Origin of the sequence: Pseudomonas sp. HY2-MNA-CIBAN-0224, from assembly GCF_040310285.1 — a bacterium.
In the GTDB taxonomy this organism is placed as follows: domain Bacteria; phylum Pseudomonadota; class Gammaproteobacteria; order Pseudomonadales; family Pseudomonadaceae; genus Aquipseudomonas; species Aquipseudomonas helleri.
Genome location: NZ_JBEOPQ010000041.1, coordinates 1 through 12,589, shown reverse-complemented (window position 1 = coordinate 12,589; position 12,589 = coordinate 1). Strand labels below are relative to the sequence as shown.

Here is a 12,589-nt window from a genome sequence, read left to right as displayed (position 1 = left end):
TGGTCGCCAAGCCATTGGGTAGCGCACGGGTCAGCGCTTGAGCAGCCCGCGCACGCTGATCCACACCGGGATGCCCAGGCCGATCCAGCTCAGGGCGTCCCATGCGCCTTCGCCCAGCAGGGCCGCGAACAAGCCTGTGGCGCTGACCAGGCCAATCGCCAGTGGCACGCTAAAGACTTTCCAGAAGTTGGATTGGCGCGGCTTCATCGGGCGCTCTCCTTGCTGGCCTTGCGCCGTACCCACCACAAGTACAGGCCGCTGCCGAGCACAATAATGGTCAGCAGATCGAGGGCCGCCCAGAGTATTTTCATTGGCATGCCGCCGTAGTCACCAAAGTGCAGGGGCTGGGACATGCCCATGGCGTTCATGTACCAGGGGCGGTCGCCGACGGCGGTGACGTCCAGAGTACTGGCGTCGATCAACACCGGTGTCAGCAGGTGTGAGGTGAGGTGGGTGCTGCCTTTCATGAAGACGGCGTAGTGGTGTTCGCTGGAGAAGCGCGTGCCGGGGAAGGCGATAAAGTCCGGTTGCATGCCGGGCGCGGCCTGGTTGGCGATCTCCAGCAGGTGAGTGGCCGGGGCGTGCCGGGTGAGGGGCGGGGCATTGCGGTAGGGTTCAACCATGGCGCTGAGGCTGTCGTTGCGCCAGGCGTCGATGATCAGGTCGGCGCACGCGCTGATCACCCCGGTCACGCCCACCACCAAGGCCCAGGTCAGGGTCACCACGCCGATCAGGTTGTGCAGGTCGAGCCAGCGCAGGCGGCGGGATTTGTCGGTGCGCACGCTGGCAAATTCATTGCGCCGCATAAACGGCAGGTACAGCACGGTGCCAGAGATGATCGCCAGCACAAACAGGGTGCCCATAAAGGCCAACAGCAGCTTGCCGGGCAGGCCCGCGAACATGTCCACGTGCAGGCGCAGCATGACCATCATGAAGCCGCCATTGGCCGACGGTACGGCAATGGGCTGACCGGTGCGGGTGTCGAGCATAAAGGTGTGGGACGAGTTGGGCTCGGTGCCTGCGGTGGCGGCCATGATGGCGTAGACCGCGTTGGGCTCGTCTTCTTCCCAGCCGAAATACTGCATGACCTCCCCGGGCCGATGCGCCTCGGCGGCCTGCACCAATTGCTGCAAATCGAGCTGTGGCGTGCCTTCGGGCAGCGTCTGGACTTGCGGCGCATTGCCCAGCAGGTGATCGATTTCATGGCTGAAAATCAACGGCAAACCGGTGAGTGCCAGCATCAGCAAAAAGGCGGTGCAAATCAGGCTGGTCCAGGTGTGGATAAAGGACCAGCGGCGAATGGTTTTGCTTTTCATGAAGGTCCCAAATGTAAAAACACCCTTGTCCCTGTAGGAGCGAGCCTCGCGATCTTTTGATCTTTTGAAAGCCCGCGCCTACAGAAGCCGGTTCAGCGGGTTACCACTTGTAGTCAACACTGGCCATGATGTTGCGGCGGTCACCGTAGTAGCAGTAGAAACCGTCGCACGTTGACAGGTACTGCTTGTCGAAAACGTTATTGGCATTGACCGACACGGTGGTGCCTTTAAGGGCTTTGCTGACCTTGCCGAGGTCGTAATGCACGGCCGCGTCATACACGGTGTAGGCGTCTGTGTGACCGTAAGCGGCGTCTGCCACGTAGCCCTTGCTGCCAATGGCGATGTTGTCGGTTTCGCCGATGTAACGCGCCCCGAAACCAATGCCGAAGCCTTCCAGTGCGCCTTTGTGCCAGGTGTAGTCAGCCCAGATCGAAGCCTGATGTTCGGGTGTCAGCGGCAGCGGGCGATTTTTGTCCAGCGGGTCTGATACTTTGGTCATTTTGGTGTTGGCGTAGGTGTAGGCGGCGGTCAGTTTCAGGTTGTCGTTGACGTTGCCCACGGCCTCCAGTTCCAGACCACGCACGTTGGCTTCACCCAAGGGGCGGCTCACGCCAAGGGTGTCGCTGAGTACGATGTTTTTGCGGGTCAGGTCATACACGGCGGCAGTGAAGAGCATCTCGCTGCCCGGTGGCTGGTATTTAAGGCCCAATTCGTATTGCTTGCCTGTACCGGGCTTGAACGCTTTGCCGCCAAAGCCCCCCGGTTCGGCCTGGAACGACTCGGCATAGGACACGTAAGGGGTGAACCCCGAGTCGAACACGTAGCTCAGCGCCGCATTGCCGGTAAAGGCGCTGTTGTCGCGTTTGTCGCGGGCATCGTTCTGGTTGTAGAAGGTGGTGTCGGTGTGCAGCCAGTCTTGACGCCCGCCCAGGGTCAGACGCCAGTTATCCAGCGCCATTTGGTCTTGCAGGTACAGGCCGGTGTCGCGGGTTTTCTGGTTGTAATCGTTGTAGGCGGTGTAGTTGATGTGGCTGAAGTCTTGCCCGTAGATCGGGTTGATGATGTTGCTGGTCGGTGCAACGCCGTATTGCCATTTGTAGCTGGTATCAACGCGCTGATGATCAAGGCCGATCAGCAGCGTGTGCTTGAGTGCGCCGGTGGTGAAGTCGGCTTGCAGGTTGTTGTCCACGGCAAACTGGCTGATGTCTTCGTCCACGATGTTGGCCCCGCGCTGGACGGTGCCGTCATCGGCCACCGAACCAAAGTAACCGCCGGCGGTGATGCTCTGAAAGGACAAGTCACTTTTGGTGTAACGCAGGTTTTGGCGGAACTGCCATACATCGTTCAGGCGATGTTCAAAGGCATAGCCGAGTGCGTAGTAAGTTTTGTCGTAGAACTCCCAGTCCGGATCACCCAGGTTCTTGTGGGGCTTGACCTTGCCTGCCGGGGTGGACACCAGCGTGCCCTGAATCGGCAAGAACTGGCTGGTGGTGCCGGTGTCATCGCGGTTGAACTGGCTGAGGAAGGTCAGCGTGGTGTCCGGGTCGATGTTCCACGTCAGGCTCGGGGCGATGTTGTAGCGCTTGTCATCGGTGTGCTCGATGGTGGTGTTGCTGTCACGCACCACGCCGCTCACGCGATACAGAAAACGCCCTTCGTCATCTATCGGCCCCGTGCTGTCAAAGCTGATTTGCTTGCGCTGGTAGCTGCCGATTTGCAGCTGTACCTCGTGGCTGGCGGTGTCTTCGGGGCGACGGCTGACCATGTCCAGCAAGCCGCCTGCCGGGGTTTGCCCGTACACCGATGAAGCCGGACCGCGCAGCAAGGCGACACGCTCCAGGTCCCAAGTTTCAAGCTTGGGCATGGTGTAGGAACCTTTGGGCAGCGGCAGGCCGTCGAGGAATTGAGTGGGTTCAAAGCCGCGCACTTTCAGCCATTCCGAACGGCTATCGCTGCCATAGCTGCTGGCGGTCACGCCGGGCATGTAACGCACGGCATCGTCGAGGTTTTGCGCCGCGCGATCTTGCATCTGGCTACGCGTGGCGACCGAGATTGAGCGTGGGGCTTCTGCCAGCGCGGTGTCAGTTTTAGTACCCGCCGCTGAGCGCTGCGCCAGGTAGCCAGTGACTGGCCCCCAAGCACTTTCGTACCCGCCCTGAGCGGAAATCGTGGTGGCTTCCAGGGCCACGGCGCCCTGTGTGATTGCGATCAGGGTGTAGCTGCCTGCGCTGCCCGGCACCAACTGCAACCCCGTCCCCCGCAACGCTTCACGCAGCGCCGTGGTGGGTTCGAACGTGCCCTGCACGGGTGCCGAGGTTTTGCCGGCCAGCAGCGCAGGGTCGATGGCCAGGGTCAGGCTGGCCTGGCTGGCGATCTGGTTGAGCGTGGCGGCCAACGGCCCGGCGGGCAGGTTGTAGCTGCGCGAGGTGGTGTTTTGTTCGGCGGCTATTAACGCGGTGCTGGCCAGCGGTGTGCCGAGGGCAATGGCCAGGGTCAACAGGCTGGGGCGCAAAAACGTATCGAAGGTGCGGGACATTCGGCGGATTCCTGAATGGAAATGGTTCTCAATGACTAGGAGCCGAACGAGCAGCGAAAAGTGATAGGGCTAATTGAAAATAATCTGCATTTATTTTTCTGGCGCCGGGGCGACGGTGATCCACCACGGGGTGAGCTGTTTGACCTTGACCGGCAGGATCGGCGGCAGGGCATTGAGCGCCAGCTCGAGGTTGTCCAGCGGGAAGCTGCCGGTGATGCGCAGGTCGGCCACGCGCGGATCAACGCCCAGGTGCCCACGGTGGTAGCGATTGAGTTCGCCAACCATGTCGGCCAGGCGCACGTTGTCGAGCACCAGCATGCCGCGTGTCCAGGCATCGGCCCCGGCGGTGACGGTGAGCATCTGGCCTAGAGAGTCGCGGTGCATGAGCACTTGCTGGCCTGCGCTGAAGATGACGTCCTCAAGGCTGTTTTCGGGGTGCGCCGCCACGCGTGATTGCAGCACGCTCAGGCGCGTGCCGTCGTCTTCGCGCTTGACCATAAACCGCGTGCCCAAGGCCCGCAGGGTGCCGTCGCGGGTTTGCACGACAAAGGGTCGTGGGTCGCCGTGGCCGGTCTGCACCATGATCTCGCCGGCTTGCAGGATGATGCGCCGGGTGTCGCCATCAAAGCGCACATCTACCGCGCTGTGGGTGTTGAGGTTGATCACCGTGCCATCGGCCAGTTGCAACTGGCGCTGCTCGCCGGTGGCGGTGCGTTGGTAGGCCATCCAGTAGTCCAGCGGCAGGTAATTTTTGCCCGCGAACAGGGCCAGCCCGCACACCAGCGCAATGCTCGCCAGGCCGCTGCCGAGTTTGCGCACCCGCTGATGCACCCCGCTGCGGGCGTTACGCAAGGCATTGCGTGCCGCCAGGCTGGTGCTGCTGAAGCGGTGGTCGAGCATGCCCAGTTGTTGCCAGGCGCGGGCGTGTTCTTCGCTGGCGGCGTACCACTTGTCGAATTCGGCCTGTTGCACCGGGCTGCCATTGCCGCAGTCCAGGCACAGTTGCCAGGCAATGGCCGCGTCGAGCACGCGGGCCGACACCGGTTTGGAACTGATCGCGCTCACGTGGGTTCGCCATACAGCGCGATGTAGCACTGGCGCATGCCTTGCGCCAGGTACTGACGCACACGCGGCACCGACACGCCCAGGCGTTGCGCGATGTCGGCATGGGGCAGGCCATCGAGGCGGCTGTGCAGGAACGCCGCACGGGCCTTGCTCGACAGCTTGCCGAGCAGGCGGTCGATGGCTTTCAGGTCTTCGAGGATCAGGTGTTGTTCTTCGGGCGAGGGCTGCTCGGCCTCGGGCAGCAACGTCAGTTCGTTGAGGTACGCCTGCTCCAGGGCGGCGCGGCGAAAGTAGTCAAACAGCAGGCCCTTGGCGATGGCCGCGAGAAACGCCCGGGGCTCACGCGGGGCGCTGAGATCGCTGCGGCCCAGCAGGCGCACGAAGGTGTCCTGGCTCAAGTCCTCGGCGCGCTGCGGGCACGCCACATTGCGCCGCAACCACGCCAGCAGCCAAACGCGATGGTCGCGGTAAAGCGAGCCAACCAGTTCGTGCTGAGGGGTTTGGAGTGAGGACAACGGCTGCACCGAGGGCAAGTTTTAACTAACGATAATTATTCGCGATTGTGTCAGAGGGGAACGGGCGGCGCAATTGACGCTCATCGGATGGGTTTTGATCGCGGGCAGCCCTCGCCCTCACCCCAACCCTCTCCCGGAGGGAGAGGGAGCCGATGTGTGGTGATCTTGAGTCCGCGTGCGGTCAGTCTCCTCTCCCGGAGGGAGAGGGCTAGGGTGAGGGCGCTTTTAAAAGTTGTGAATGATCTTGCGCCGTTGCCACTGGTTGAGGCGCTGTTGCAGGGCCTGGGGGCTGTCAATGCCTTGGGCGCGGGCGCGGCTGAACAGGATGAGCGCCAGCTCCGCGGTGGCCAGGGCGTCGGCGCTGGCGTTGTGGCGGTCTTCGACATACAGGTTGAAGTGCTTGATCCAGTGATCCAGCCCGGCATCCCGGCCCTGATGCTGCGTGCAGAGCATGGGCGCCAGGGCTGCCACGTCCATAAAGGCATGTTGCAAGCGGTAACCCAGGCTGTCTTTGAGCGCGCGGGTGAGCATGTGCTGGTCGAACGGGGCGTGGAATGCCAGCAGCGGGCTGTCACCGACAAACGCCATAAAGTCCAGCAGGGCGTCGGCCGGGTCGCTGCCGGCGGCAATCGCACTGGGCCCCAAGCCATGCAGCAAGACGCTTGGGCTCAGCGGGTTGTCGGTGCGCAACAAGGTCCGCTCAAAGGTTTGGCTGAAGTCGATGGCGCCGTCTTCAATGACCATCGCGCCAATCGATAACACTTGGTCGCGATTGAGGTTCAGGCCGCTGGTTTCCAAGTCAACCACCACCCAGCGCTGGGCGCGCAGCGCGTGGTCGCCCAGCCCGGCAGACTCGGGCAGGCGCAACAGACGTTGCTGCTGGGCAAGGCTTAAGGTCGGGGCTTTACGCGGCAGCAGCCAGGAAAACAGCTTCATAGCTGATACCGCAGGGCCAGGCTGCTTTGCAGGCGCTGCGCCTGGCGCAGCGCTTCACGCAGGATACGGCGGTCCAGCTGGTTCAACTGGTCGGGGTCGACGCGGTTGGAGTACGGGCGATTTTGCCGGGTCTGCAGTTGATGCTGTTGCATGCGGGTCTGCTGAATAAAGTGATACGCCTCTTCGTAGGCCGCGCCGTCCAGCGGCTCGATCACGCCCAGGGTGGTGAGCTGGCGCAGGCGTTCCAGGGTGTTGATGGCCTCGACGCCATGGGCCAGCGCCAACAGGCGGGCGCCGTCAACGAACGGGCCGAGGCCCTGCACCTTGAGGTCGAGGGTGGCTTTGTCGCCGCCTTTGCGCTCCAGCACAAACTCGCGAAAGCGCCCCACGGGCGGGCGATGACGCAGGGCGTTGTCGGCCATCATGCGTTGGAACAAACGGTTATCGGCGACTTGGGTGAGGATGGTGCGGCGCAGGTGCTGGCAACCTTGTTCGTCGCCCCACACGGCGCGCAGGTCGAAGTAGATGCTGGAGGCCAACAGGTTTTGCGGCGTGGCCTCGCGAATAAACGCGCTGAAGCGTCGGGCCCATTCGGCGCGGGACAAACACAGCTCGGGGTTGCCGGCCATGATGTTGCCTTTGCACAGGGTGAAGCCGCAGGCCGCCAGGTGGTGGTTGATCTGCTGTGCAATGGGCAACAAACGCTGGCGAATCTCGGCGGCTTCGGCGGCGTCTTTGGCCTCGAACAAGATGCCGTTGTCCTGGTCGGTGTGCAGGGTTTGTTCGCGTCGGCCTTCGCTGCCGAAACACAGCCAGGTGAACGGCACGCCGGGGTCGCCACGCTCGGCCAGCACCAACTCGATCACGCGGCACACGGTGTGGTCGTTGAGCAGGGTGATGATGTGGGTGATCTGGGTCGAAGAGGCGCCGTGGGCCAGCATGCGTTCTACCAACTGGCTGATTTCACCGCGCAGGTTGATCAGGGTGTCCAGCCTGGGCGCATGGCGAATGGTGCGGGCCAGGTGCACCAGGTCGACCCGTTGCAGCGAGAACAAGTCGCGCTCGGAGACCACGCCGCACAGGCGCTGTTCCTTGACCAGACACACGTGGGCGATGTGCCGTTCGGTCATGGCAATGGCAGCGTCGAAGGCGCTGTGGTCGGGTGACAGGTAAAACGGCCCGGCGGTCATGTGCGCGTCGATGGCCTGATCAAACTCTTCAATGCCATTGGCCACCACCTGACGCAAATCGCGCAGGGTGAAGATTCCGAGCGGCGCTTTGTGTTCGTTAACGATCACGATGCTGCCCACTTGTTGCTCATGCATCAGGCGCACGGCTTCGCGCAGGGCGGTCTGCGGGCTGCAGGTAACCGGGTGGCGCATGGCCAATTCGCCCAAGCGGGTGTTGAGCGAGTATTGGGTGCCGAGGGTTTCGACGGCTTTTTGCTGCACTTGCCGGTTGACCTTGTCGAGCAGGCTGCTGACCCCGCGCAAGGCGAAATCGCGGAACTCTTCGGACAGGGCAAACACTTTGATAAACGCGGCTTTGTTCAGTTGCAGGCAGAAGGTGTCTTCAGCGGCCAAGTGTTCTGTGCGGGTGGCCCGCTCCCCCAGCAGGGCGGCGAGGGGGAAGCACTCGCCAGCGGTGATTTCAAAGGTGGTTTCGACCACGCTGGCGCCCTGGTGTGTGCGTTCGCCGATGACGCGACCTTGTTTGACGATATAGAAATGCTCGACCGGGCCGTCTTCGGGCCGAATGATGCTGTCACCGGGGCCATAGAAGCGCAGTTGGCACTGTTCAACCAGGAAGGCCAGGTGAGTGTTTTCCATTTGGTTAAAGGGCGGGAACCGCTGCAAGAACTGCATGGTGCCGTGGATGTTTTGCAACACCGCCGTTCGACCTGCCTGGAGAAACGCATCCGATTTGCTCATTACCGATACCGCATGATTAGCCGTTGTTGTTATCACGGGGCGGGCCCCTGCTGGCCTTCATGCTCGGTTGTCTGCACGCGGGTGCCCATTGGACGTAAGTCTAGGAAACCTGTCTGGCGGCTGTGTTTTTCGACAACGTGCGGGCTTTTTACATTTTTCAGACCGGCTCTACTTGGAAATAGGCTTAGCTAGGTGCACATTGATCGCAGTGGGGGATAACTGACTGAACCGCTTGGTTTTTAACCGGGGGCAGTTTTTGAGACGGGTATGAGCGAACACGACATTCTGACCGACGCCGAACGTGAACTCTTGAGCGAGGTGATGCAAGCCCCAGCTCCGGCGGAGCAATGCGTGTTGATCGTCGAAGATGACCCGCTGGCCCGTGAGTTGTTGGCAGAGCTGCTGTCGCTGCACGGGATTGACTGCGCAACCGCCAGCAATGGCACCCACGCGCTGGCGTTGCTGGATTCAGCCTTGCCGATTGGCCTGATGCTCACCGATTTGCGCATGGAGCCCCACGACGGTTTGCACCTGATCCGCCAGGTGCGCGAATCAGAACGCGCTGAGCTGCCGATCATCATCATGTCGGGGGATGCAGAGGTACGGGACGCGATTGAAGCGATGCACTTGAACGTGCTGGACTTTCTGCTCAAGCCCATTGATCCGCCCAAGCTGCTGGACCTGATCAAAAAAGAACTGAATCTGTAGCCGCTGCCGCAGGCTGCGATGGGTTGCGCAGCGACCCCAACATCTTGAAGGTCCTGCGGCCCTTATCGCAGCCTGCGGCAGCGGCTACAGTGTTTCATTTACAGGCCGTTTTTAGCCTTGAACTCACGACGACGACGGTGCAACACCGGCTCGGTGTAGCCGTTTGGCTGTTTAGTGCCTTCGATCACCAATTCGACCGCCGCCTGGAAGGCGATGTTGCTGTCGAAGTTCGGTGCCAATGGACGGTACAGCGCGTCGTTGGCGTTCTGGCGGTCAACCACCGGGGCCATGCGCTTGAGGCTTTCAAGCACTTGGGTCTCGCTGACGATGCCGTGACGCAGCCAGTTGGCGATGTGCTGGCTGGAAATACGCAGCGTTGCACGGTCTTCCATCAAGCCGACGTCGTGAATGTCCGGCACTTTCGAACAGCCCACGCCCTGATCGATCCAGCGCACCACGTAACCCAGAATGCCTTGTGAGTTGTTGTCCAGTTCGTTCTGGATCTGCTCAGGCGTCCACTGCGGGTTCACGGCCAGCGGGATGGTCAGGATGTCGTCCACCGAGGCCGGGGCGCGCTTGGCCAGTTCGGCCTGACGCGCGAACACGTCGACCTTGTGGTAATGCAGCGCGTGCAAGGCCGCGGCGGTCGGCGATGGCACCCAGGCGGTGTTGGCACCGGCCAGCGGGTGAGCGATTTTCTGTTCCAGCATCGCCGCCATCAGGTCGGGCATTGCCCACATGCCTTTGCCGATTTGCGCACGGCCTTGCAGGCCGGTGTTCAAACCCACGTCGACGTTGTTGTTCTCGTAGGCCGAAATCCACTTCTCGGCTTTCATGTCGGCCTTGCGCACCATCGGCCCGGCTTCCATGGAGGTGTGGATCTCGTCGCCGGTACGGTCCAGGAAGCCGGTGTTGATGAACACTACGCGTTCGCTGGCGGCCTTGATGCACGCCTTGAGGTTGACGGTGGTGCGGCGCTCTTCGTCCATGATCCCGACTTTGAGCGTGTTGCGCGGCAGCTTGAGCACGTCTTCGATGCGCCCGAACAGCTCGTTGGTGAAGGCGGCTTCGTCAGGCCCGTGCATTTTCGGTTTGACGATGTACACCGAACCGGTGCGGCTGTTTTTGCGCGAGGCCTTGCCGTTGAGACTATGGATGGCCGCCAGGCTAGTCAGCAGGCCGTCGAGGATGCCTTCAGGGACTTCGTTGCCGTCCTTGTCGAGGATCGCGTCGATGGTCATCAGGTGGCCCACGTTACGCACGAACAACAGCGAACGGCCATGCAGGCTGACGGTGCCGCCGTTGGGCGCGGTGTACTCGCGGTCCGGGTTCATGGTGCGGGTGAAGGTTTCGCCGCCCTTGGTCACTTGCTCGCTCAGGTTGCCCTTCATCAGGCCGAGCCAGTTGCGGTAGATCACCACTTTGTCATCGGCGTCGACCGCAGCAACCGAGTCTTCGCAGTCCATGATGGTGGTCAGCGCGGCTTCCATCAGCACGTCTTTGACGCCTGCCGCATCGGTTTTGCCGACCGGGCTGGTGGCGTCGATCTGGATCTCGAAGTGCAGGCCGTTGTGTTTGAGCAGCACAGCGGTCGGTGCCGTGGCCGAGCCGTGGTAGCCGATCAGTTGCGCGGTGTCGCGCAGGCCGCTGCTGGCGCCGCCTTTGAGGGTGACCTGCAAGGCGCCGTCAACGATGGCGTAAGCCGTGGAGTCAACGTGCGAACCGTTGGCCAGCGGCGCGGCTTCGTCAAGAAAGGCGCGGGCGAAGGCAATCACCTTGTCGCCACGGACCTTGTTGTAGCCTTTGCCCTTTTCGGCGCCATCGGCTTCGCTGATGGCATCGGTGCCGTACAACGCGTCGTACAGCGAACCCCAGCGGGCGTTCGAGGCGTTGAGGGCAAAGCGCGCATTCATCACCGGCACCACCAACTGTGGGCCAGCCATGCGGGCGATTTCGTCATCGACGTTTTGCGTCGTTGCCTGGAAATCTGCGGCTTCTGGCTGCAGATACCCAATGTCTTGTAGGAAGGCTTTGTAAGCCACGGCGTCATGGGCCTTACCGGTCTGCGCCTGGTGCCAGGCGTCGATGCGCGCCTGCAAATCATCGCGTTTGGCGAGCAGTGCTTTGTTCTTGGGGGCCAGGTCATGAATGACCTTATCGGCACCGGCCCAGAACTGGTCGGCGTTGAGGCCGGTACCGGGGATGGCTTCGTTGTTGACGAAGTCGAACAGGACTTTGGCGACCTGCAGGCCACCGACGTGAACGTGTTCAGTCATTGCTTGCCTCACTCATTGTTATTTAAAGCCTGGAGCGCTTCTCAAAACACCGCCGCAGCGGGGTCATACGGGGTAAAGCAGACGCATTGACCGACCTTGTTGCCAATTATGTAGTGGTCGCCGAGGCATACTACATGATCATTTGCCGATGTGAAAATCAGACTAACTACGTCGTTCTGCGACTTTTATTAAGCTATCGGTCACGTAGAAGAACAGGATGTTCTCAAGAAAAGTGCAGGTTGTTCCAGATAATTCTAAAAACAGTACACAATTTTATAAGCAGGCCCATAAAAACCCCGTGGGAGCGGGCGTGCTCCCACGGGGTTCAGGTCAGGCTTTTTTGCGCAGGCTCAGCCAGGCGTCAATGCTGTACACCACAAGGCCCGCCCAAATGAACATAAAGGCGATAAGGGTGCTTTCGGACAAGTGTTCGCCAAACACCCACACGGCAAGAATCAGCACCAGGGTGGGCGCGATGTACTGCATAAAGCCGATGGTGGTGTAGGGCAGGTGGCGCGTGGCCGCGTTGAAGCACACCAGGGGGACTAATGTGGCCGGGCCTGCGGCCACCAGCAGCCAGGCTTGTGAGGTGGCCCAGAAATCGGCGTGGGCACTGTTGGCCTCGGGGTGCATCAGCAGCCAGCCGATGGCGATGGGCACCAGAATCCAGGTTTCGACCACCAGCCCCGGCAAGGCTTTGACTGGCGCCTGCTTGCGGATCAGCCCGTAAAAGCCAAAGGTCAGCGCCAACACCAGTGACACCCACGGCAGGCTGCCGGCTTGCCACACTTGCTCGGCCACACCGATGGCGGCCAGGCCCACGGCAATCCATTGCAGGCGGCGCAGGCGCTCACCCAGCAGCAACATCCCGAGCAGCACGTTGACCAGCGGGTTGATGTAGTAACCCAGGCTGGCTTCGAGCATGCGGTCGTTGTTCACCGCCCACACATAGGTCAGCCAGTTAGTGGCGATCAACAGGCCGCTGCCGCTGAGCACGGCGAGGCGTCTGGGGTTGTCGCGCAGCTCTTGCCACCAGCCGGGGTGCTTCCATACCAGCAACAACAGCGAGCCAAACAGCGCTGACCAGAGCACGCGGCTGACGATAATCTCGGCGGCGGGCACGCTTTCCAGCAGTTTGAAATAGAGTGGGAACAGGCCCCAGATGACATAGGCGCTGAGGCCCAGAATGTACCCGCGACGCGGGTTGGCGGCTTGCATGCAGGATCCTTGGTTAGGTAACTGACTGATCTGTAGGAGCGAGCTTGCCTCGCGATCTTTAAACGATCAAAAGATCGCGAGGCAAGCT

10 protein-coding genes are annotated in these 12,589 nt (G+C 61.5%); 1 reads left to right on the top strand and 9 read right to left on the bottom strand.

Annotated elements, in window-relative coordinates; all coding sequences use genetic code 11:
* Nucleotides 1-30: 30 nt before the first annotated feature.
* From AAEZ03_RS17585 to AAEZ03_RS17555, 7 genes are all read right to left on the bottom strand, one after another.
* Entirely contained in the window at nt 31-207 is a 177-nt protein-coding gene (locus AAEZ03_RS17585; protein WP_088500226.1) for a hypothetical protein, read from the bottom strand.
* The gene (locus tag AAEZ03_RS17580) at nt 204-1,316 is read right to left on the bottom strand and encodes a PepSY-associated TM helix domain-containing protein (RefSeq protein ID WP_350580289.1); all 1,113 of its coding nucleotides are present in this window, start codon (nt 1,314-1,316) and stop codon (nt 204-206) included. The genes AAEZ03_RS17585 and AAEZ03_RS17580 overlap by 4 nt, the downstream gene beginning before the upstream one ends.
* 100 nt (nt 1,317-1,416) lie before the next feature.
* On the bottom strand, nt 1,417-3,852 hold the full coding sequence (locus AAEZ03_RS17575; protein WP_350580286.1) for a TonB-dependent siderophore receptor: 2,436 nt from the start codon (nt 3,850-3,852) through the stop codon (nt 1,417-1,419).
* 90 nt (nt 3,853-3,942) lie between these two features.
* The gene (locus tag AAEZ03_RS17570) at nt 3,943-4,917 is read right to left on the bottom strand and encodes a FecR family protein (RefSeq protein ID WP_350580284.1); all 975 of its coding nucleotides are present in this window, start codon (nt 4,915-4,917) and stop codon (nt 3,943-3,945) included.
* Nucleotides 4,914-5,432 carry an RNA polymerase sigma factor gene (locus AAEZ03_RS17565; RefSeq protein WP_123750874.1) on the bottom strand — a complete coding sequence of 173 codons (519 nt, stop codon included), beginning with the start codon at nt 5,430-5,432 and terminating at the stop codon, nt 4,914-4,916. Before AAEZ03_RS17565 ends, AAEZ03_RS17570 begins: the two co-directional genes overlap by 4 nt.
* Nucleotides 5,433-5,657: 225 nt before the next feature.
* Complete coding sequence (locus AAEZ03_RS17560; protein WP_278938537.1) at nt 5,658-6,368, bottom strand: 3'-5' exonuclease; 711 nt, start codon at nt 6,366-6,368, stop codon at nt 5,658-5,660.
* Nucleotides 6,365-8,299, bottom strand: coding sequence for a putative nucleotidyltransferase substrate binding domain-containing protein (locus AAEZ03_RS17555; RefSeq protein ID WP_350580280.1), 1,935 nt, complete (start codon nt 8,297-8,299; stop codon nt 6,365-6,367). The genes AAEZ03_RS17560 and AAEZ03_RS17555 overlap by 4 nt, the downstream gene beginning before the upstream one ends.
* A 267-nt stretch (nt 8,300-8,566) precedes the next feature.
* Here AAEZ03_RS17555 and AAEZ03_RS17550 point away from each other — a divergent pair, with 267 nt between their 5' ends.
* Complete coding sequence (locus AAEZ03_RS17550) at nt 8,567-9,007, top strand: response regulator (RefSeq protein ID WP_350580275.1); 441 nt, start codon at nt 8,567-8,569, stop codon at nt 9,005-9,007.
* Between the two features lie 98 nt (nt 9,008-9,105).
* On the opposite strand, the gene AAEZ03_RS17545 is transcribed toward AAEZ03_RS17550, so the two are convergent.
* Both AAEZ03_RS17545 and rarD read right to left on the bottom strand, forming a co-directional pair.
* Nucleotides 9,106-11,283, bottom strand: a complete 2,178-nt coding sequence (locus tag AAEZ03_RS17545) for a malate synthase G (RefSeq protein ID WP_350580272.1) — start codon at nt 11,281-11,283, stop codon at nt 9,106-9,108.
* Nucleotides 11,284-11,613: 330 nt separating this feature from the next.
* Nucleotides 11,614-12,501 carry an EamA family transporter RarD gene (rarD, locus tag AAEZ03_RS17540; protein ID WP_350580269.1) on the bottom strand — a complete coding sequence of 296 codons (888 nt, stop codon included), beginning with the start codon at nt 12,499-12,501 and terminating at the stop codon, nt 11,614-11,616.
* Nucleotides 12,502-12,589: the final 88 nt, after the last annotated feature.